At 36.1% G+C, this 21184-nt stretch carries 21 protein-coding genes; 6 read left to right on the forward strand and 15 right to left on the reverse strand.

Annotated features, from left to right (window positions below):
* Positions 1-1149 (forward strand): IS110 family transposase (locus ACU68U_RS05460; protein WP_446762883.1); only part of this gene is annotated, 1149 nt, incomplete at its 5' end.
* Positions 1150-1362: 213 nt separating this feature from the next.
* On the opposite strand, the gene ACU68U_RS05465 is transcribed toward ACU68U_RS05460, so the two are convergent.
* The 6 genes from ACU68U_RS05465 to ACU68U_RS05490 form a co-directional block, all read right to left on the reverse strand.
* Positions 1363-1572, reverse strand: coding sequence for an AbrB/MazE/SpoVT family DNA-binding domain-containing protein (locus ACU68U_RS05465; protein WP_002834937.1), 210 nt, complete (start codon positions 1570-1572; stop codon positions 1363-1365).
* 30 nt (positions 1573-1602) lie between these two features.
* Positions 1603-2442, reverse strand: coding sequence for a metal ABC transporter permease (locus tag ACU68U_RS05470; protein ID WP_274983648.1), 840 nt, complete (start codon positions 2440-2442; stop codon positions 1603-1605).
* Positions 2436-3107, reverse strand: a complete 672-nt coding sequence (locus ACU68U_RS05475) for a metal ABC transporter ATP-binding protein (RefSeq protein ID WP_002834940.1) — start codon at positions 3105-3107, stop codon at positions 2436-2438. Before ACU68U_RS05475 ends, ACU68U_RS05470 begins: the two co-directional genes overlap by 7 nt.
* Positions 3108-4424 (reverse strand): metal ABC transporter substrate-binding protein, encoded by a 1317-nt coding sequence (locus ACU68U_RS05480; protein ID WP_094206739.1) that lies wholly within the window; start codon positions 4422-4424, stop codon positions 3108-3110.
* Positions 4425-4492: 68 nt separating this feature from the next.
* Complete coding sequence (locus ACU68U_RS05485; RefSeq protein WP_274983649.1) at positions 4493-5164, reverse strand: ZinT/AdcA family metal-binding protein; 672 nt, start codon at positions 5162-5164, stop codon at positions 4493-4495.
* Between the two features lie 363 nt (positions 5165-5527).
* Complete coding sequence (locus ACU68U_RS05490; RefSeq protein WP_311437516.1) at positions 5528-5653, reverse strand: LDCC motif putative metal-binding protein; 126 nt, start codon at positions 5651-5653, stop codon at positions 5528-5530.
* A gap of 180 nt (positions 5654-5833) precedes the next feature.
* Here ACU68U_RS05490 and ACU68U_RS05495 point away from each other — a divergent pair, with 180 nt between their 5' ends.
* Genes ACU68U_RS05495 through ACU68U_RS05515 form a run of 5 tightly spaced genes read left to right on the forward strand, consistent with a single transcriptional unit; the run spans position 5834 to position 8841 of the window.
* On the forward strand, positions 5834-6238 hold the full coding sequence (locus ACU68U_RS05495) for a helix-turn-helix domain-containing protein (RefSeq protein WP_446762884.1): 405 nt from the start codon (positions 5834-5836) through the stop codon (positions 6236-6238).
* Positions 6239-6242: 4 nt separating this feature from the next.
* On the forward strand, positions 6243-6785 hold the full coding sequence (locus ACU68U_RS05500; RefSeq protein ID WP_154272846.1) for an ImmA/IrrE family metallo-endopeptidase: 543 nt from the start codon (positions 6243-6245) through the stop codon (positions 6783-6785).
* Between the two features lie 10 nt (positions 6786-6795).
* Positions 6796-8214: a Y-family DNA polymerase gene (locus tag ACU68U_RS05505; RefSeq protein WP_446762885.1), complete on the forward strand. Its 1419-nt coding sequence runs from the start codon at positions 6796-6798 to the stop codon at positions 8212-8214.
* A complete protein-coding gene (locus ACU68U_RS05510; protein ID WP_110058382.1) occupies positions 8204-8539 on the forward strand; it encodes a hypothetical protein in 336 nt (111 codons plus the stop codon). The genes ACU68U_RS05505 and ACU68U_RS05510 overlap by 11 nt, the downstream gene beginning before the upstream one ends.
* Before the next feature lie 2 nt (positions 8540-8541).
* Positions 8542-8841, forward strand: coding sequence for a DUF5960 family protein (locus ACU68U_RS05515; protein WP_446762886.1), 300 nt, complete (start codon positions 8542-8544; stop codon positions 8839-8841).
* A 421-nt stretch (positions 8842-9262) separates the two neighbouring features.
* Here ACU68U_RS05515 and pepD read toward each other — a convergent pair whose 3' ends face one another.
* From pepD to ACU68U_RS05560, 9 genes are all read right to left on the reverse strand, one after another.
* Entirely contained in the window at positions 9263-10678 is a 1416-nt protein-coding gene (gene pepD / locus ACU68U_RS05520) for a beta-Ala-His dipeptidase (RefSeq protein ID WP_446762887.1), read from the reverse strand.
* Positions 10679-10761: 83 nt separating this feature from the next.
* Positions 10762-11973, reverse strand: coding sequence for a DUF819 family protein (locus ACU68U_RS05525; protein WP_446762888.1), 1212 nt, complete (start codon positions 11971-11973; stop codon positions 10762-10764).
* 228 nt (positions 11974-12201) lie between these two features.
* Complete coding sequence (locus ACU68U_RS05530; RefSeq protein WP_446762889.1) at positions 12202-13455, reverse strand: L-cysteine desulfidase family protein; 1254 nt, start codon at positions 13453-13455, stop codon at positions 12202-12204.
* 96 nt (positions 13456-13551) lie between these two features.
* The gene (locus tag ACU68U_RS05535; RefSeq protein WP_446762890.1) at positions 13552-14052 is read right to left on the reverse strand and encodes a DNA-deoxyinosine glycosylase; all 501 of its coding nucleotides are present in this window, start codon (positions 14050-14052) and stop codon (positions 13552-13554) included.
* Between the two features lie 672 nt (positions 14053-14724).
* Positions 14725-15363, reverse strand: a complete 639-nt coding sequence (gene thiE, locus ACU68U_RS05540) for a thiamine phosphate synthase (protein WP_154272835.1) — start codon at positions 15361-15363, stop codon at positions 14725-14727.
* Complete coding sequence (gene thiD / locus ACU68U_RS05545) at positions 15356-16159, reverse strand: bifunctional hydroxymethylpyrimidine kinase/phosphomethylpyrimidine kinase (RefSeq protein WP_446762891.1); 804 nt, start codon at positions 16157-16159, stop codon at positions 15356-15358. The genes thiE and thiD overlap by 8 nt, the downstream gene beginning before the upstream one ends.
* 59 nt (positions 16160-16218) lie before the next feature.
* Complete coding sequence (gene malQ / locus ACU68U_RS05550) at positions 16219-17682, reverse strand: 4-alpha-glucanotransferase (RefSeq protein WP_446762892.1); 1464 nt, start codon at positions 17680-17682, stop codon at positions 16219-16221.
* Between the two features lies 1 nt (position 17683).
* Positions 17684-19420: an ABC transporter ATP-binding protein gene (locus ACU68U_RS05555; protein WP_446762893.1), complete on the reverse strand. Its 1737-nt coding sequence runs from the start codon at positions 19418-19420 to the stop codon at positions 17684-17686.
* A complete protein-coding gene (locus tag ACU68U_RS05560; RefSeq protein ID WP_446762894.1) occupies positions 19398-21146 on the reverse strand; it encodes an ABC transporter ATP-binding protein in 1749 nt (582 codons plus the stop codon). The genes ACU68U_RS05555 and ACU68U_RS05560 overlap by 23 nt, the downstream gene beginning before the upstream one ends.
* Positions 21147-21184 lie beyond the last annotated feature (38 nt).

A 21184-nucleotide genomic window follows, 5' to 3' on the forward strand; every position in this document is an offset into this window, starting at 1 on the left:
AAGAATAACCACGAAGCCTCAATAATTGATTCTAATGGTAAACTTGTTTCTGAGTCTTTTTCTTTTTCTAATTCTATCAGGGGTTTAGAAAAGTTTCAGAAATTTATTTCCTCTTTTTCGATTGATTCTAACAATTGTATTATTGGTATGGAAGCTACAGGTCATTATTGGCTTTCTCTTTATTCTTTCTTGATAGATTTAGGTTTTTCCTGTGTTGTTATTAACCCTATTCAATCTGATGCTTTTAGAAAGATGTACATTAGACAGACCAAGAATGATTCTGTTGATTCTTTTGTCATTGCTCAAATTCTTAGGTTTGGTGAATTTTCTGTTTCTCATTTTTCTGATGAGGATACTTTTGCTTTAAGAAATCTTTCTAGGTTCAGGTTTGCTCTTGTTGATGAAGCTTCTGATTGGAAAAGAAAGCTTGTTGCTATTTTAGATCAAGTTTTTCCTGAGTATTCTTCGCTTTTTTCTAATATTTATGGTGTAGCTTCTAGAGAGCTTTTGAGTAAGTATCCTTTGCCTGAGGATATGATTTCTATTTCTGCTGATGAGCTAGCTAAGATGTTGTCTAAGTGCAGTAGAGGTCGCTTTGGCATTGATAAGGCTAAAGAAATTCAAGAGAAGGCTTCTAATTCCTTTGGTGTTAAGTTTGCTTTGAAGTCTTTTTCTTTTCAAATCAAACAAATTATTGCTCAAATTTCTTTTCTTGAAGATCAGATTTTTGAGATTGAAGATGAAATTTCTTCTATGATTAATTCTTTATGTCCTGTTATTACTTCTATTACCGGTATTGGTGATGTCTTAGGTGCTGCTATTTTCTCAGAAATCGGTGATATTTCACGATTTGAGAGAGCTAATCAGTTGGTCGCTTATGCTGGTTTGGATGTTGCTGTTAAGCAATCTGGTAATTTTAATGCTACTGATACTAAGATTTCTAAACGTGGTTCTCCTTATCTTAGACATGCTATTTGGCTTGCTGCTTGTGTTGCTGCTTTTAAAGATCCTGCTTTGTCTGTGTATTATCAAAAACTTCGACAAAGGGGTAAGGCTCATGGTACAGCTATTGGTGCTGTTGCTAGAAAACTTACCAACATAATTTTTGCTGTTTTGAGGGATAACAAAGCTTACATACCTAATATTTAGTTGTTATTCAATTTTGATAAGCCTAAATTTTTAGGCTTGTTTGACATGCCTTAAATTTCAAGATAAATTATTTTTTATTTTCTCTTGACATTTGATAGCTGGTCTTAAATGTGATATTCTTTTTTAATATCCAATATCATTATACCCCTTTTTTATATTTTTTACACAGAAAAAAGAAAAAAGACTATCGTTTTTTTGATAGTCCTTTTGATTTTATTCCTCTTCGTTTAATGCATCGATTGTATCATCAGTCAATCCCTTTAATTTTTCGACATAGTTTGCATCGTGATTTTTCTTAGGAATCAATATTATCCTGTCGTTTTCAAGTTCACACTCAAATATATCTCCAACTCTTAGGTCGTATTTTCTCATTAATATATCTGGTATTGTAATTTTGTTTCCTTTTTCTACTTCGAAATTCATATTATCCTGCCTTCTTCTGTAATGTTGTGTTTACTTTATTTTAGCATTATTTCTTGAATTTGAAAAGTTTTTCCTATTTGGTTGTTTAATTTTTGAATATGCTACGAAAACTATCATTCCTATAACTGCATTTACTACGATTGCTCCACCTGGTTTAATATCAAATTGATAAGATTGAACTATTCCCAACATCATATACAAAATACCGAGTATTATCGTTATGATGTATGTTTTCTTGTAGCTTTTTGCAATTATGAGTGCTGTGGCTACGGGAAGTACAATCAAAGATGTCACCATCAACGCTCCAACTATTTTCACTGCAAGAGCTATGGTAATCGCTGACAAAAATGTAAATATCGCATTGATTCTATTTACTTTCACCCCAGCAAGACGAGCGATGTTTTTGTCGATAGAAATAGCCAATAGTCCGGAATATTGCGATATAGACACCACTAAAATTAATATAAAAATCACAGAAATATTTATCACATCTCTGTTTGTTACAGAAGAAATGCTTCCGAAAAGATACGATTCAAATGAGTTTCCTCCAGGAGCAAAATCAGATAATATCGCTGCAATTCCAAGTCCCGTACTCATTATGACAGCAGTTGCCATATCTCCGTATTGCGGAAATTTTTTCCTGATTAATTCGATTAAAAATGCCGCTACAACACAGACTATTGCAGAGCCTAATAAAGGATCAAATCCTAAAATAAGTCCAAGCCCAACTCCACTAAGAGCAGTATGAGAAAGCGCATCTCCTATCATCGATGTTTTACGATTAACCATTATTATTCCAATCATCGGAATCATTATCGAAAGCATCAATCCTGCTACCAATGCTTTTCTCATAAACGCAAATTCTAGCATTTTACAAGCCTCCCTTCAATCATTTCGTATTGTGTTCTATCAATATCCAAAGCTTCTATTTCTTTTATTTCGTGAGTTACCATTATTACAGTTATGTTGTAATCTTTGTTGAGTTTAGCAATTGTTTTTATAAATTTCTCTTTGTTTTCTTTGTCAACACCTGCAGTCGGCTCATCGAGTATAAGAAGTTTGGGCTCGTTAATCATCGCCCTACAAATCATAGCTCTTTGTTGAAGCCCTCCCGACAACTCATTTACTGGACGATTAATATATTCTTTCATTCCCATTTCTTCCATAATTTTCCTAGCTTTATCGTAATGTTTTTTGCGTGCGACTTTAATTAGCCCAAAATCTTCATACAAATTTAACGTTACAAGCTCCAAACAAGTAATCGGAAACGCAATTTTGTTTACAATATTTATTTGAGGAACATATCCTATATCTCGGTAGCTTTTGTAATCTTTAATATTTTTATCTAAAACTTTGATTTCTCCGTCATCAGCTTTTAACTCTCCCAGCATTAATTTCAATAAAGTTGATTTACCGCTACCATTTCCTCCAAGGATTAGAGCCATTTCTCCTTGATTTATCTTCAAATTCAAATCTTTAAGCACCAAATCTTCATTATAACCAAAGTTTAAGTTTTTAATAGTTACTGCATTCATTTATACACCTGCCTTTTTCATAGATTCGTATAAGTTTTTCAAATTCATCTCAATTAATTCGATATATCCTTGATTATTGTCCTGTTGCTCTTTTGTTATAAATTCCATCGAAGCCAAAGGCTTTATATCTCCTCCCAATTCTTCCGATAAAGTCTTCGCTTCTTTTGGAGGTTTTCCATATTCATAAAATACCGTAGTAATGTTTTTCGTTTTCGCAAAATCCACGGCTTTTTTTATTGTTTTAAGACTTGGACTTTCCATGCTAGTAAGACCTTCTAATGGATACTGAGTAAGCCCAAAATCCCTCGCTATATATGCATAAGCGTAATGTGTTACCAAAAAGCTTTTGTTGTCTAATTTACTAAATTTTTCTTTGTATTCGGCGTCAATATCTGTCAATTTATCTACATATTTCAATTTGTTTTTGTGATAAATTTTCTTGTTGTCTGGGTATTTTTGTATCAATTTATCCTGGATACTATTCAAATATTTCTTTGCATTTACAACAGATAACCATGAATGTGGATCGTAAGTTATCTTGTCAAATCCCGACGAAGATCCTTCCATTACAGGCTTTAATTTGCCCTCATCTTGAAGCAATTTACCGTTAGTATCTTGTAAATAATATGGTAGCAAATCTTCGCTTATTCTGTCCGATACGAAAATCCACTTGCCATCATCTTTTATATTGTAAAATATTTCTCCAGATTCATGGCCCATTTCAAGGCCATATACTTTTCCTTCTTCAACATCGAAAGTGTTTTTTTGGTGAACAATCTCACCTTTTTGATTCATAATTTCCTTAGCTTTTTTCACCAATTCTTTTTTGTCTTCTCCATTGTCCTTGAAGAACGCAACCCTCATAATATCTTCATGAGTATGCCCAAAATCTATTTTTCGTTTTCCCTTTGTTAAATCCAATTGTGCCATATATTGAAAATCGCCCCTTGCAGCAGCTCCTTTATACGTGATTAGCTCTACAGAATCCGACAACTTCAAAATATCTAAATTAGGCAAATTCTCGTGCACCTTGTCTACCCAATGTTCCATATTCGCACCATTTACAACCAGCAAATCTGCATCGGCAAGTTTTTTCATATCCTTAGCAGACGGCTCCCACAAATGAGGCTCCTTATCCACAGGCATAAAAGTTCTCACCTCAACAGTATCTCCTGCAATCATCTTCACCAAATCATGCACAGGAAAAAACGATGTGTAGATAACAGGTTTTCCTGAAGATTTTTTCGTGTGATTGGAACATCCCGCAAACAAAACCATGCACAAGGCTAATAGAAAACTCAAAAATCTCTTTTTCATCTAAATTCTCCTTTTCAAAAATCAAAGGACAGGTCGTCCCTGCCCTTTGTCAATTTCATATTCCAACCTTATTCTTCGATTTCTCCGATAATTTGTTTATCAGTTGTGTTTGGTTTTACGAAAGTTGGGAACCAGCCTTCCTTTGCAAATAATTCTTCCTTGTCATTACCATATCTCATGTGGAAATGTGTCAACTCTTCTTCGCCGTGAATTGGCATCATCAACAAAACTTTATATTTTGCATTAGAATCCACAGCTTCAAAAACATCCCATTCTAGCATGTGTGATCCATGTTTTACAGCCTTTTTTTCCACAAATTTGTACTCAGTTTCAGCTATTTTCTCTCCATTTTCTGAAGGGATTTTACTTGTGAATGTAATCTTGTTTCCGTCGATTTTCAATCCGTTGAATTCACATTTTCTTTTTTCAAGATAATCTGCTTTTGCTTTTTTCTCATCGATATTTTCTTTTTTTGCTAAAGTTTTGAAAGCGCCTTGAACTTCTGGCTTATCCAAATAACTTCCCATGTTGTTCCATTCTCCGTCCCAATCAGACAAGCTTACTTCTTCCTTTTTGTCCTCAGTTTTTTCAGTAGCCTTGCTGTCTTCTTTTTTGTCTTCTTGTTTTTGTTCAGCTTGTTTTGTGTTTTCTTTCGGTGCATCTTTTTGTGCTCCACAACCATTCAGCAATAACGCCGCTGACATCACTCCAACTATAGCCATCAATTTTAATTTATTCATATCAATACTCCTTATTTGTATTTGTTAGTAGAACAATACAAGTAGTTATTAATATCTCAAAATAAATTTGAATGCATTCTAATTTTATTAATTAATTAACTTACTACAATAAAATTTGGTTTTCTATTCTATTTTTCCTATTCAATTTTAAATATGTAATAAGTTTATTTGAGAATTAAAAACTTATTTAGTTGCAAATTACGTCTAATCTGCAAAATCAATTGTAAAAATCATCCTACTAACTTTATCCAAATAAATAATAACATTATTTTTTTACTCTGTCAATAATGATAATCATTTGAATTTAAAATTTTTTTCAATCAAAAAATCGGATTTGAATAATCAAATCCGATCTGTGATGTTCTATTTATTTTGTTTATTCATTGTGCAACAGTCTAATCTTTCTTCACCGAAAGTGTTTTTGTTTTCGTTGCCCAATTTTTTTAAAAATTCTTCAAAATTTTTCTTTATTTTACTAAAAATTTTCATTTAATCACTACCTTTTTAGTTTCAATGTCAACTTGTTTACATTTATATTATACACCTATTGAGTTTCATTTTCAAATTCCAAAAAAATTTGACGTGATTAGAAGTTTAAATTATAATATTAGTAGTTACAGTTCATATGTTTTGAATTTGAACTTCTAATTTCATTTATGGAGGAAATCAATGAGCTTTGGTGCTAAATTAAAACAACTTAGAGAAGACAGGGGTCTTACTCAGACAGAACTTGCGGACAAGCTTGGTGTTACTTTGAAGACTATAAGTAACTACGAAACTAAAGGCACTCGTCCACGCACTCAAGATATGTACAAAAAAATCGCGGAATTTTTTAATGTTGACATCAATTTTTTGTTAACTGTGGAAGATAATTTCGTGCTGGATTCTGCTAAAAATTTCGGATATTCTGGTAAAAAAGATGCGGAGAATTTGGTGGATAATTTGTCGGGACTTTTCGCTGGAGGTTCTCTTCCTGAAGAAGACAAGGACAAACTTTTCAATGCGATTGCTGAGGCGTATTACGAAGCCAAATTAGAGAATAAAAAATACGGAAAAAACAAGAATAAAAGGTAGTCTTATGTACAATAGATGGATATATGATAAGGTAAATAGTTTGGTTGAAAAATACCACACCAGAAATCCCGAGGAGCTTTTGGAGTTGTTGGGAATTAAGCTTCATTATATCGATAGTCCGTCCAAACTTTTGGGAGTGTATCAAGTAATTCTTAGAAATAGGGTTATTTTGATTGCGAACAACATCGGAAGTTTGAAAAAAATCGTACTGGCTCACGAGATTGGCCACGATCAACTCCACAGAAAATACTGCATTGATGGCCACGCTTTTCACGAGAACAAGGTGTTCAATCCTACCGATGTTTTTGAAAACGAAGCGAATATTTTCGCGGCGCATCTTTTGATTTCCGATGAAGATTTGATTAAAACTATGCGCGAGTACACTGACGACAAGACTATGGCGTACAAGTTAGGTGTGGATATTAATTTGTTGAATTTGAAAATATCTGAAATGGTGAAGCTGAACAAGTTTCCTGCAGATATTTTCTATATTGAAAATCCAAAATCTACGTTTTTGGAAGATTACAGTCCGTTGGATGACGAGTAAGGAGGTTGTTTTGGGATTTATAGATTACTCTTTGGAGCCAAAATCTGATATTTCTTTTGTGGATATCAAAAGTTTTTATGCAAGCGTTGAATGCGTCAAGAGAAATCTGAATCCCTTGACAACTTCTCTTTGCGTCATGAGTAATTCCGACAATGCGAGCGGATTAATTCTCGCAAGCTCTCCTACTTTCAAGAAAGTTTTTGGAAAGAAGAATGTCGGTAGGGCTTTTGATTTGCCTTTTCACGTCCACGATAGGAAGTTTAACTTCCAATCAGCTCTCAGACAAAATTTACCAATAACTGATTCATATATCAATTACATCGAAACGTGGGCGAAAAATACCCTCATCGTTCCTCCAAGAATGGCATTGTACATTGAGGAGAATTTGAAAATCCAGAAGATTTTCATGAATTACGCAGCAAAAGACGAGATTCTTCCCTACTCTATCGACGAGGGATTTATCGATTTGACAACTAGCTTGAACTATTTTATCCCCGATAAAACAATATCTCGCAAGGACAAGTTGGATTTGATATCTTCTAGGATTCAAAACGAAATCAGAAACAAAACTGGATTGTATTCTACTGTTGGAATGAGTAATTCCAATCCTCTGTTAGCAAAGCTTGCGCTGGACAACGAAGCGAAGAAAACTGTGAATATGAGGGCGAATTGGTCTTATGAAGATGTGGAACAAAAAGTGTGGAACATTCCTGATTTAACAGATTTTTGGGGAATCGGTGAAAGAATGAAGCGAAGGCTGAATAAATTGTGTATTTTTTCGGTGAGAGATCTCGCAAATTCCAATCCAGATCTTTTGAAACGAGAATTCGGGATAATGGGTGTGCAGTTATGGTTTCACGCGAACGGCGTAGATGAATCCAAAGTCACACAACCTTACAAAGGAAAATCCAAGGGACTGGGCAATTCACAAGTTCTTCCCAGAGATTACTCCAAGAAAAGTGAAATCGAAATAGTTCTCAAAGAAATCGCAGAACAAGTTGCTATAAGAATTAGAAGAATCAAAAAGAAAGCGACTGTAGTGTCGATTTATGTTGGATATTCCTACAAGGAAAACAAAAAATACATCCACGCTCAAAAAACCATCTCCCCTTCCCAATCAACAGCAGAGCTAACAGATCATGTTATGGATTTGTTTCACAAGAAATATCAGGGAGGATCTGTCAGAAGACTTGGCGTAAGTTATGAAAATTTGGTGGACGAAGCGTGCATATCATTTTCACTTTTTGAAGACATTGAGAAAATAGAAAAACAGAAAAATTTGGAATCTGCAATCGATGAAATCAGAGACAAATACGGATTCACTTCCATTCAAAAAGCGACATCTCTTATGGAAGGATCACGTGTTATCGAACGAAGCAAACTAATTGGAGGCCACTGCGGCGGAATGGACGGCACTTATGATTATTAGAAATTATCTTCCCTACAAATCAGCCAGGGAATATTGCGACAGAAAAATGGCGAAATGGATGGGGTTTTTCCTATCAGAACACACGACAGCACTACATTCGATGACTGAAAATGTAAGCGTACAATCGTTAGGTGCGAGTAGTTTACTTTTACTTATAAGCCAAGCTTTTCTGAATGATTTTACAGTCGAAATCTTCACCCACAACAACAAATCATACGTAGGGACAATCTACGATTTTTTCGAAGACAAGATATATTTTGAAAGCGACGGTCAAATGATAGAGATAAAATTCGACAATATTTTGAACATTAATTTGATGGAGTAATTATGAATACATTACACAAAAATACTTTTCAATTCGATTATTTTTCGGACAATTTCATAGCATTTGAGAAGGACTTTTACAAATACGCAAACATCAACGTGCCACTTACATTCTTGACAGACGACATTTTAGAACACATGGTGTCTACAAAAAATGATTATTTCAGGATAAACGCGAAAAACTGCAAGGATAACCGCGACCATTATTTTATCTTCAGGAAAAGTTTCGTAAAAGAAAACAAATCCATAATTCTTTTTGAATACGTCGGTCACAAAACGCAATCGGAACTTAAAAATTTGTAGAAATTTTATTTACTTGTGTTGTAAAGTTGCGGTTTTGCTATGTCGTGAAATAAAAAGAAATTTCATAACAAAGGAAAGTAGAAAACCAGTTTGTGCGAATATCTAGACTACGTAAATTTGTGATTTCTAAATCTCAAAATCCTAAAATCGCAAGCACGCTAGCGCTTACGCAAATGCGATTTTGGACGGATTCTTTCGATTTGAAATCAGATAAATTTCCTCCGTATGATATTCTTAGCAAAGCTGGTAATCTACTTTGTTTCAATGCACTCACAAATATTTTCAAAAATCACTGGACGTTTACGTTTTACAGGAATAAGAAGACACAAAAACCCTTATGCACACGACAACAAAATCGTCGATTTCTATGCATAAGGGTTTGTTTATCACAGTTTTTCTCTGTGATTTATTTTGTCAAGAACTAAAGTCTTTCAAGAAGTGATTTCACAAATTCGTAAGTTCTTTGTGTAGATTCAATAGAAAGTCTTTCCTTAGGACTGTGAACGTCTTTCATAGTAGGTCCAATGGAGATCATTTCCATGTCTGGGAAAGTATCAATGAATACTGCTGGTTCCAATGCTGCGTGAACAACTTCAACCTTCATTTCTTTTCCAAACAAATCTTTGTATGTTTCAAGCGCCAAGTTTCTCAATTCAGAATCTTTTACAAATGCCCATGGTTTGTAATAATCTTCCTTCTTAACTTCAAATCCATATTTTTCATAAACTTTTGACACATCTTCAGTGTGTGCATCGAAAGTTTCTGGGTTTGAACTTCTAAGAGAAATAGTTACCTTCAACACATCATCTTTTATTTCAAAAATCGCCAAGTTGTTGGAACATTCAACGATATCTGGGTATTCCTTCATCATACTGTAAACTCCGTGAGGAACATCTTCGATGAAAGATAAGATATCTTCCTTATCTTTTTCATCCAATACTTTGTCTACGTTTTCGCATTTTTCAATCTTAACTCTCATATCCTTATCCAATGGATATTTTGCAATTAAATCAGAAAAATCAACATCGTAATCGTCTTCGTTAGAACTGAACACAACCTTCGCATCTCTTGGAATAGCGTTGTGTTTTGTTCCACCTTCTATACTAACAAGTGCTACAGGTGATTTTTCTTCGATTAACTTCAAAGCTTCACGTGCAAATTTGATGGAGTTACCTCTTTGTTGGTGAATTTCCATTCCTGAGTGACCACCAAGCATGTTGTTAATATTCATAACAAAAGTGTTTTTCATTTTATTGTCCACATAATTTAGCTTTTTCGTACCAATTATATTGTGTCCACCAGAACAACCAGACAACAAAATTCCTTCTACTTCAGCGTCAATATTCAAAAGTTTTCTACCTTTGATATTTTCTCTCTTCAAAGCTCTCGCACCGACCATTGTAGTTTCTTCATTAGTTGTAACCAACAACTCAAGCGCTGGATGCTTGGCTTCCTTGTCTTCCATAATCGCAAGTCCAATAGCACTTGCAATACCATCATCTGCCCCCAAAGTAGTGCCTTCTGTTTTAACCCAATCGCCATCTACAACTAGTGGAATAGGATCTGTTAAAAAGTCGTGTTCAACTCCGTCTGCTTTTTCTGCAACCATATCCATGTGGCCTTGAATTACAACTGAAGGATGATCCACATAATCTGGATGAGCAGGTTTTCTGATTATAATGTTGTTGCTTTCGTCTTGAATTGTTTCAAGTCCCAAATCTTTTCCAGTCTTGTACAAGAAATCACTCACTGCTTGTTCATTTCCAGATTCTCTAGGAATTTTAGTCAATTCTTCAAAATAATGAAACACTCTTTCTGGTTTTAAATTTTCTAACATATTTTCTCCTTTTCTGTTCAAATTACTCTTCAAACAAACACATTCTTTGAGATTAACCCAAAGAATGTGTTCAAATTTCTAAATTAATGTAACAATATTCCCGAAAGAATACCGTAGTAGTTACCAATTACATAACCTAACGTACCTACCAGAAGCGCAGGAACGATAAGTTCTGTCCAACCTTTTGATACAGCCATTGCTGCTGCAGTAGTTGGTCCACCGACATTCGCATTTGATGCGATAATGATTTCTTCGATATTGAATTTGAAAAGTTTTCCAAATATCAATGAAACTATTAAGTTGATTAATACAACGATTAATGCGAACACTAATAACAATGGAGATTCTCTCAAAATCAATCCTATTGATGCTGGAGCTCCAATAACTGCGAAGAACAAATAAATTAAGAAAGTACCGATTTCTTGGCTACCTCTAATAGATGAAATTTGTTTAGGGAATACTGATGCAAGTATCATAGTAAATGTAGTCATTAATAAGTATTTATTTCCCAATAATCCACCTAAAATTGCACTTCCAGCTCCTTCGCCTGAGAATAAGTTTCCAAAAACAGTGGCTAATTTGTCAGAAATAGCTACGATAACAAATGATAATGCAACTGTGAAAGCAATGTCTTTAAGAGAGATTTCTTTTGCTCCCCAATATTTAGCAGCCATAGTTTTATTAGCTTCCTTGTCAGATTCTGATTGTTCTTCCAAAGCGTTAACAAGTGGCATCTTATAATGTTTCTTGATAACAGCCATTGTTGGAAGTGCCATCAATGTGAAGAAATATAAAGCCATAAGTAAGTTATCTGCAACTAATGCAGCTGATACAGTTGCTCCAGGAACCTTGTATTGTTGACTCATTGCAACGAAGTTTACTGAACCACCAGTATAAGTACCCACAAACATTGGAACGATATCGTTCAAAGCAGGAATAGCATTCTTCAAAGCAAAGTATGCAATAAATCCACCTAGAACAGTTCCAATACCACTGAATAAATAAATAATTAAAACTCTTCCTGAATCTCTACCAATTTTTTTGATATCAGCGTTAAATAACAACATTGGTACAGCCAAAGGAACTACATAATCCCATACAGCATCGTAAACAGGTGCTTCTGTTGGAATAATTTTAAGGTTTGACAAAATTAAAGTAAAAGTCAAAGCCAAAATACATCCTGTAACCTTACTTGCCCATGTATATTTTTGTTCCAAATATATTGCAAGAGCAGCACATGATGCCAACACAGCCCAAAGTATCCAAGTACTTTCGGCACTAATAAATGATCCCATAAGAATCCTCCTTCAAAATATTTTATTTAATTAAATTATAATACTAATAAATAAATTATGCAAGTGTTTTCTTAAAATTTATAAATAAAATCACAAGTAATTTACTTGCTTTTAAACTTGTATTTTCATTATAATTTACGTTAAAACCAAATCATTTTTGTGTTAAATATGAAAATGTTTTTGTTCTCACAAATAAAAAAGGCATTAGATTTACTAACGCCTTCAAAATTATTTTTGAATCATTGTGTTAAGCACAATAATATCAGTTTCTTTCATACCTTCCTTAGCAACATAACCAATGCTTCTGATAGTTTCTTCGATATCGTCTTTTAACAAACCATCGCCAGCTTCGAAGTTTCTGTTATTTTTCGCCAAATAATATCCTGAAATTCCTGCATCTACAGCTGTTGCGATTTTTGCAGCACAGGATGGTTTCGCACCGTCACAAATCATACCCGATGCAATCATCAAAGCATTTCCTATTGTTTTTTCAATCAAATCCAAATCCTTAGTTTCCATGTAGCAAATTCCAGCTCCTGCTGCAACTCCTGCAGAAGTAACTCCGCAGAACGCTGAAAGTCTACCAATAAATCTCTTGATATGAAGAGCAGTCAAGTTTGTAATCAGAAGTCCACGGTATAATGTTTCTCTGTCGTAATTTTTTTCATTTGCAAATACAACAAGTGGCATCGTGCAAGTTATACCTTGGTTTCCACTTCCTGCGTTTATTACAACTGGTAGTGAACAGCCACTCATACGTGCATCTGATCCTGCTGCAGCTCTTGCCTTAGCTTTCGTTCTGATAGATTCATCTTCGTCTATCAAAATCTTGCCCATTGCAACTCCCCATTTTCCAGTCAATCCTTCATCGGAAATATCAGAATTCAAAGTAATTTGTTTTTCCAACAAATCCTTAACCTCATCTAAGTCCACATTGTTTGCGTATTCAAAAATATCCTTTACTGAAAGTTCGTCGTAATTTTCGTATTCTGGTGTGTGAGTGTAGCAATTATCAATATGTATTACTTCGTCGTTTTTAGTAACCTTGACGATATTTGTGTGTTTGTTTTTGATTTCAACATCCACAGTATTTCCATTGTCGTCCTCTGCTACGATTTCTATGTCTAAGTTTTCCACGCCTTCTTTTAGACTAACTGTGATAATATCTTTTTCCAATAAATCCTTCGCAGCCTTGATATCCTCATCAGTAACCTTGGATAATACCTCAAGACCAAGACAAGAATCACCAGCAACATTACCAATAGCAGTCGCAGCTTCCACGCCCTTCATACCATTTGTGTTAGGAACAGTAACACCCTTAACGTTTTTGATGATATTTCCTGAACACTTAACCTCAATTTTACATGGAATACTTCCCAAAACTTCCCTAGCCTTGGCCGCTGCCAATGCAATAGAAATCGGTTCAGTACATCCAAGCGCCATAATTAATTCTGATTTTAATAATTCAGTGTAATTCTTCATTTGTACTCCTCAATAAAAAATAATTTTATAACAATTTCTTCCATACATTAACCATTATAACACCAGAAATACATTATTGTAAATGATTTCAAACTCTTACAAATACTCCAAAATAACATTCCATTCTTTTTCCAAATCATCCAACCTGTATCTAGCATTTGCAGGTGATGTCGAAGGAAGCTTCGTAGCCTCCACGCCCAAATTCTTAGCGTGATATTTCTCAAAGCACTTAAAAGAAGCAGTCCCGTTGCAAAAAACATGCTTAATATCTGCACAATCCACAATCTCCTTCAAATTAGAAGGTACCACGTTTTTGATACTAGAATCTGATGATCCAATAATATCGCACTGATAAATCGAATCGTACACAGCAATATTATGCTCCAACAAAAATCTCTTCCTCTCCTCAATACTCACATCCAAATTCACATCGAAAAGTCTCTCCATCAACTTCCAAAACCTGTTTTGTGGATGACCGTAGAAAAACCCGTACTCCCTAGTCTTCACCGACGGAAAAGAACCCAAAATCAAAACCTTCGAATCCTCATCGTAAAGAGGAGACAACGGATGAACAATCGTCTCGTAATTTCCCTTCATAAAATCCCCCTATCAACCTAGATTATATCATAACAACACAAAGCGCTTCCGTCCCCGCTAGGTGAAATCTTTGTTGTGGTTATGTGGATTGGTGGTTTTATGGCGTTGTGAAATAAAGTAGATTATTAGATTTGATAAGGATGCATTGAAACAAAGTAGATTACCAAGTTTGCTAAGAATATCATACGGAGAAAATAAGTATAAATTCAAGCGAAGTGAATCGTAAAAAAATTGTGCTGTTTGAGCCGAAGGCGAGTTCACAATTTTAGATTCACAAGCTTAGAATTTATTTATTTGTGTAGTCCAGATATTCGTGCAAACTGGTTTTCTACTTTCCCTGTCCTTGTAAAACGGAGATTTGCATTGAAACAAACCAAAAACATCGTAAACAAGCGAATCATTCGGAAAAATTGTTTTAAATTCAAGCGAAATGAAACGTTAAAAAATCGCACTGTTTGAGCGTCAGCGAGTTTGCGATTTTAGTTTCATGAGCGATGAATTTATCAATTTTTGTAGACAGATGAGTGGTTTACGAGTTTTTGTGTTTACTTGTCCATGTCATGTGTCTATGTCTTGCAAACTGGTTTTCTACTTTCCCCTTGTCCCTGTACAACGTCAATGTCTTGCGACACCTTCCCCGCATTAAAAAAAGAGGTGCCCTCGCACCCCTCGTTATCTACTCAAAATCATATCGAATTTTTGTTTCAACTCTTGTGTTGATGCTGCAACATCTCCCGTTGAAAAAACCGCCGATGTCAATGACACAGAATCCACATTACAGTCGAAAATCATCCTAATATTGTTCTTGTTAATGCCACCAATCGCAGTGATTGGAATGTGAATATTCTCAGCAATCTCCTTCAACGTGTCGATTGTAACCCTCACGAAATCATCTCCAGTGAACGTCGGAAAAATCGCCCCCACGCCAATGTAATCAGCGCCAGCCTCTTGTGCCTCCAACGCTTGTTCCAACGTGTGACAACTAATCCCAATAATCTTATTGTCACCAAGAATCTCCCTAGCATACTTAATCGGCATATCCTTTTGTCCCAAATGCACTCCGTCGACATCGCACGCCTTCGCAATATCAACCCTGTCATTCACAATCAAAAGTTTGCCCATGCTTTGAGTAATCTCTTTTATCCTAAAAGCCTCGCGCATAATGCTTCTTGTATCCATGTTTTTTTCTCTAAGTCTCACAGAATCTGCACCATTTTTCAGCGCAATCTCAATAGTCTCTGATAAATCCCTGCCCTTGAGAGTTTGTTTATTCGTGACCAAGTTCAACCCTAAGTTAAATTCCTTATTCATTATCCAACTCTCCTTCAAAAAATTTGTAGAAATGATTTGTCGGCCCATTTCCCTTGCCAATATGCAAATCGTGCTTAATAGCATTAGTAATGTAATCCTTGCTTAATTTCACGGCGTCATCTATCGATTTTCCAAGCGCCAAATTACTAGCGATCGCACTTGAAAGCGTACAGCCAGTCCCATGAGTGTTCTTCGTGTCAATCTTTTCAGTCACAAATTCGTGGTAATTCTCTCCATCATACAAAATATCAATCGCATCTCCCACATGATGACCGCCCTTCACAAGAACGTATTTCGCTCCCATATCGTGAATACTCACAGCTGCCTTTTTCATATCGTCCACGCCGTCGATCTTCATTCCACTAATTCTCTCTGCCTCTGGAATGTTCGGAGTTATACAAGTGCACAAAGGAATCAAATCCTCAATCAACAAATCAATCGCATCTTCTTGCATCAAACAAGCGCCGTGCTTCGCATACATCACAGGATCCAACACCACATTTTCCGGTTTGTACTCCAATAATTTGTCCCTAACACAACTCATAATCCTCTTGTTCGATAACATTCCAATCTTCACAGCGTCAGTTCCCATATCATTATAAATACAATCAATCTGATCCTTTATAATCTCATCGGGCAAATCCTCAATCGACACCACCTCAAAAGTATTCTCTGCGACCACCGAAACAATAACGCTCATCGCATACACCCCGTGTGCCGACATAGTCTTGATATCTGCTTGAATTCCCGCTCCGCCTGAACAATCAGAACCTGCAATCGTAAGAACTTTCTTCATAACTCCTCCTAATAATTTGCTGCAAATTAAATTATATACCTATAATCATTTTACTTCAACTAATCCCTATTGTAGAGTTTCACAATCGAAGAAATTTTACATTCAAGCTCATCCGTAAGCCAATCTTTTTTCATTCTCCACGTCCAATTACCCAACGTGTTAGGCGTATTCGTCCTGTAATCATCATCCAAATCCAAGAAATCCTGCATCTGACACATACACAAATCGGCTCTCGTCATGTAAGCAACCTTTATCAAAGCCTCTTGTACATCATCTGAATTCACATAATTTTTAATGTATTCAAGTTCATCAGAACTTCTGCTATTTACAAATCCCCTCAACGTTTGATTGTCGTGAGTTCCAGTGTAATACACTGTGGTTTCGCCCACATTGTGCGGCAAATAGTCCGATTCCTCATTCAAATCAAACGCAAACTGCATTACCTTCATGCCCTTGAATCCAAACCTATCACGCAAATTGATAACATCATCAGTAATCAAACCCAAATCCTCGGCAACAATCCTGTCAATCAAGTTCTCTTTTTTCAAAATCTCGAAAAACTCCTCGCCCTTTGCTTTAATCCAGTGTCCGTTTTCAGCAGTGTTTTCCGATGCATCAATCGCCCAAAAAGCTTCAAATCCTCTAAAATGATCCAGACGAAGCACATCGTACATTTTCAAATTATGCTTCAACCTTTTTAACCACCAATCAAAACCAGTTTTCTCACAATAATCCCAATCGTACACAGGATTACCCCAATATTGCCCAGTTTCAGAAAATCTGTCCGGAGGAACACCTGCAACAAGCTTCGGTGACAAATCCTCGTTCACCACAAACATATCGGGGATTTGCCACATATCGCTGCTTTCCTTCGATACATAAATCGGTAAATCTCCAAATATTTTTATCCCCAAATCATTCGCGTAATTTTTCAATTCGAAATACTGCTTGTAAAACAAACATTGTACGAACACATTGTATTCAATCTCAGAAGCCAACAATTTTTCGTAATAATCGACGCTTTCTTTCTTGCGGTATTTTATATCATCCGGAAAATCCAACCAAGATTTACCATTAAAATGCTTTTTCAAAGCCTGAAACAAACAAAATCCACGAACAAGTTCACGCTCACTAAAATTTTCTGTGTCGATTATCTTCAAAACCTTGTTGTTCTCAAAAGCCTTTCGTAAAATCTCATCCTTTGCTTTTGCCACATAATCGTAATCCACAAAATCGTCTTCGAATTCATAGCCACGAACATCTCTTTCCGTCAGAAAACCATCCTCAATCAACTTGTCGATGTCGATGTACATGTAGTTTCCAGCAAAAGTTGACGGCGACAAATACGGACTGTTGCCATCAGAACTTATCGGAACAAGTGGCAATATTTGCCAGTAAGTTTGCTTAGATTTCTTCAAAAACCTCACAAACTCATACGCACTCTCACCAAAACTTCCTATTCCATATTTAGAATCCAAACTGAACACAGGACACAAAATCCCTGCTTTTCTATTATCACTCATATTAGCCCTTCTTGTTTTGTTCACGATACATTCTCGTGTAAATCTTGCCATTCGCCAACAATTCTTCGTGCGTTCCCTTTTCCACAATAACGCCCTTGTCCAACACGTAAATGCAATCCACGTTTTTAATCGTAGACAATCTGTGCGCAATTATAAATGTAGTCCTATTTTGTTTCAATTTGTCGATAGCGTACTGAATCACAGATTCCGTTTGCGTGTCGATGTTTGCAGTCGCCTCGTCCAATATCAGAATCTTCGGATTGGTGATGTAACTTCTCGCAAATGCAATAAGTTGTTTCTCACCTGCGGAGAAACTCGCCCCGTTGTCCTTGACTTCCTCGTCAAGTCCATTTCTGAAATCTATCAACCTGTCCGCGCCGATATCCCTCAACGCATTCTCGACTTCCTCATCTGTAAAATCCTTGTCGAGCCTGATGTTACTCCTAACATCTCCCATGAAAAGCACCGGATCTTGTGGCACCAGCGAAATATTCTTCCTAATAGAATCCACGCTGTAGTCGTTGAAGTTCTTGCCGTCGATTTTGATTACACCTTTTTGAGGCTTATAAAATCCTAAAAGCAAATTGATTATCGTAGTCTTGCCACTTCCAGTAAACCCTACAAATGCAACACTTTCTCCGCTTTTTATATCAAGCGACAAATCTTTAAGTACAGGTTCGTTTTCAATATACGAAAAATCCACATTTTCAAACTTAACATCACCCTTGATGTCGCCGATTTCTCGTTCTGGAAACTCCTCGACCTCAGTGTCCAACAATTCAAACACATGCTCTGCTGCACTGAACGATTGCTCCAACGAGCCCATTCTTTGTACGCAGTTGCTGATGTACGAGAAAGTCCTAGTCGTGTACTCCATCGTCAAATACATGCTCCCCAACTTTACATCAGTATTTCCAGTCAAAACATTGTACGCATAAATCCCAAGTATCGTAATGTTGGCAAAGTTTCGAAGAAGTTCCGACACATTATAGCTCATCGTACCGTAAGCCTTCGTCACCATATACCCGTAATCGTACACGTTTTTCGCAGAAGTTTCATAATCTTTGCTGAAATCATCTTCCAAATTATACGCCTTGATTATCTCGATATTATTGATAGTCTCGTTGATTTTTGCATTCTCTTCGCTAATGTATTTTCTCATATTTGTAAATGCAAAACGTGATTTTTGCAAAAATTTCTTAAAAATATAAAACATAATTGGGAAAAATAGGCACACAATAATCCCTATTTTCGTATCAGTTATCAACACCATCGCAATCATAAAAATACTCACGATTACGCTTACCATAAGCTGTGCCAACACCATTTGGTAGAAACTCTTCACAGTTTTCGTGTCGTTTGTAATCCTGCTGACAACTTTTCCAGCTGGCAAATTATCGTAAAAAGATATCGGCATTTTTTGAATGTGATCGTACACATCCATTTGCATTCTACGTGCGATTTTGTTCGCAGTCTTCTCCAAATACACCGTAGAATTGTATTTCCACAACGAATCTACGAAGAAAACCGCCGCATACAAGCACAACACCAACGCTAATTTTCTAATATTGTATACAAGTTTTTCTCCTGTAAGTAAATTGTTGAGAATATACGCCAATATAATCGGCCCTATAATCTCGAATATCGTCATCAACACCGTAAACACCATCCCTATCGTCAAGTTTTTCTTCTCGTTTAGGGAGTATTTTATAATTCTATTCGTCACACTCTTTCTCATAAGCACTCTCCACTGTCTGTCTCAAATATTGCTCCTTGTACCAACCATCTTGTTTCATCAAAGAGTCGTGATTACCTCTTTCAACTATTCTTCCGTTTTCAAGAACGATAATCTCATCTGCATCCTTCACCTGGCTAATCCTGTGAGTCGCGATGATATTCGTCTTGCCGGAGCGAATCCTTCTGAAATTATCCAAAATATTCTTCTCCGTTGTTCCATCCACAGCACTCATGCAGTCATCCATAATCAAAATATCCGGATTCTTTATCAAAGCCCTCGACAACGCAATCCTTTGTTTCTGACCGCCCGACAAACTAATCCCCTTTTCTCCACACAACGTATCCGTTCCATTCACAAGCTTATCCAAATCCTTCTCAAAATCGCTCATTCGTATAGCTTCCATCAATTCTTCATCCGTTGCATCCTTGTTTGTAAGCTTGATATTTTCGCCAATAGTCTTCGAAAAAATCATATGGTTTTGTGGAACATAACCCATTCTTTCTCTGACTGATTCGATAGTATAATCGGTCAAGTTTTTGTCATTCAGAAGTATTTCTCCATCTTCTACATCGTAAAATCTAAGAAATTGCTTCAACAAAGTAGTCTTGCCGCTTCCAGTTTTTCCCAAAACACCCAAAGTTTTTCCAGGCTCAATTGTAAAACTAATTTTCTCCAACACATTCTCCTTCGAACTCGGATACTTGAACGATAAATTCCTAAACTCAATCGTAGGATTTTCCTTCAAATCAACAGCATCAGGTTTATTCACAATGTCTTCCTTGTAATCCCACACCTCTTGAATCCTGTCCATACTAGCATCGGCTTGCTTCTTCACGCTGATGAAATCGCCCATGCCAATCATCGGCCAAATCAACAAATTCAAATAAAACATAAAACTCATCAGTCTGCCCACAGTAATGCTTCCAGTTCGTATCAAATAAGTTCCATAAGAAATCGCAAGAACGTACGTCATAACCTCTATCGGCTTTTGAATTGGGCCATACCATGCGATTAACTTTGCAGTCGCCATGTTTTTTTCGTACAAATCATCCGCCCTATCTTGGAACTTCTTCCTTTGAAAATCCTTCAAATTATTCGCACGAACCACACGCACACCACTTACAGTTTCCAAAGTCTGATCATTCATCTTATCGAACGATTTTTGTGCTTCATCAAAAGTCGTATTCAATTTGTTGCCGATTTTATTGCTCACCACAACCAAAATCGGAAGTGGAAGCACACTTAACAAGGTCAACCTGAAATCCGTCGTCACAATCATCACAATAACTATTAAAATAGGATAAAAAGTCGAATCGAATAAACTCATCAGACCATATCCCGCAAAATCTCCCAAAGCGTACGGATCATTTGTAGCCTTCCCCATCAAAGACCCCGTGGAATTCTTCTCAAAAAACTCCGGCGATTGCTTCAAATATTTGTCGTACAACCTAGTAGTCACCAAATACCTAATCGTGTCATCGCCCCTAAACACATTCAAATTCCACACAACGCTAACCACATAACACAACACACTTGCAACCAAGCAAATTCCCAAATTAATCTTCAAATTTTTAGCTGTCACATTCTTGTTAAAAATATTGTCCGCCACATTACCAATCATGTACGGCAAAATCAACTTGAAAGCATAATCAAAAATAAGTGCGATAATTGCGATTATGTAGCTTTTCTTGTAGTAATCAATAAACCACTTATACCTTTTTAACATACTTACTCCTTTACTTTTGCAATAAAAAATAGGGCTCA

The organism is Finegoldia sp. P3-F-LR, from assembly GCF_052932165.1.

Coding starts and splice junctions, on each gene's coding strand:
- ACU68U_RS05465 (WP_002834937.1), bottom strand. CDS start 1,572: ATGAATTTCGAAGTAGAAAAAGGAAACAAAATTACAATACCAGATATA.
- ACU68U_RS05470 (WP_274983648.1), bottom strand. CDS start 2,442: ATGCTAGAATTTGCGTTTATGAGAAAAGCATTGGTAGCAGGATTGATG.
- ACU68U_RS05475 (WP_002834940.1), bottom strand. CDS start 3,107: ATGAATGCAGTAACTATTAAAAACTTAAACTTTGGTTATAATGAAGAT.
- ACU68U_RS05480 (WP_094206739.1), bottom strand. CDS start 4,424: ATGAAAAAGAGATTTTTGAGTTTTCTATTAGCCTTGTGCATGGTTTTG.
- ACU68U_RS05485 (WP_274983649.1), bottom strand. CDS start 5,164: ATGAATAAATTAAAATTGATGGCTATAGTTGGAGTGATGTCAGCGGCG.
- ACU68U_RS05490 (WP_311437516.1), bottom strand. CDS start 5,653: ATGAAAATTTTTAGTAAAATAAAGAAAAATTTTGAAGAATTTTTAAAA.
- ACU68U_RS05495 (WP_446762884.1), top strand. CDS start 5,834: ATGAGCTTTGGTGCTAAATTAAAACAACTTAGAGAAGACAGGGGTCTT.
- ACU68U_RS05500 (WP_154272846.1), top strand. CDS start 6,243: ATGTACAATAGATGGATATATGATAAGGTAAATAGTTTGGTTGAAAAA.
- ACU68U_RS05510 (WP_110058382.1), top strand. CDS start 8,204: ATGATTATTAGAAATTATCTTCCCTACAAATCAGCCAGGGAATATTGC.
- ACU68U_RS05515 (WP_446762886.1), top strand. CDS start 8,542: ATGAATACATTACACAAAAATACTTTTCAATTCGATTATTTTTCGGAC.
- pepD (WP_446762887.1), bottom strand. CDS start 10,678: ATGTTAGAAAATTTAAAACCAGAAAGAGTGTTTCATTATTTTGAAGAA.
- ACU68U_RS05525 (WP_446762888.1), bottom strand. CDS start 11,973: ATGGGATCATTTATTAGTGCCGAAAGTACTTGGATACTTTGGGCTGTG.
- ACU68U_RS05530 (WP_446762889.1), bottom strand. CDS start 13,455: ATGAAGAATTACACTGAATTATTAAAATCAGAATTAATTATGGCGCTT.
- ACU68U_RS05535 (WP_446762890.1), bottom strand. CDS start 14,052: ATGAAGGGAAATTACGAGACGATTGTTCATCCGTTGTCTCCTCTTTAC.
- thiE (WP_154272835.1), bottom strand. CDS start 15,363: ATGAATAAGGAATTTAACTTAGGGTTGAACTTGGTCACGAATAAACAA.
- thiD (WP_446762891.1), bottom strand. CDS start 16,159: ATGAAGAAAGTTCTTACGATTGCAGGTTCTGATTGTTCAGGCGGAGCG.
- malQ (WP_446762892.1), bottom strand. CDS start 17,682: ATGAGTGATAATAGAAAAGCAGGGATTTTGTGTCCTGTGTTCAGTTTG.
- ACU68U_RS05555 (WP_446762893.1), bottom strand. CDS start 19,420: ATGAGAAAGAGTGTGACGAATAGAATTATAAAATACTCCCTAAACGAG.
- ACU68U_RS05560 (WP_446762894.1), bottom strand. CDS start 21,146: ATGTTAAAAAGGTATAAGTGGTTTATTGATTACTACAAGAAAAGCTAC.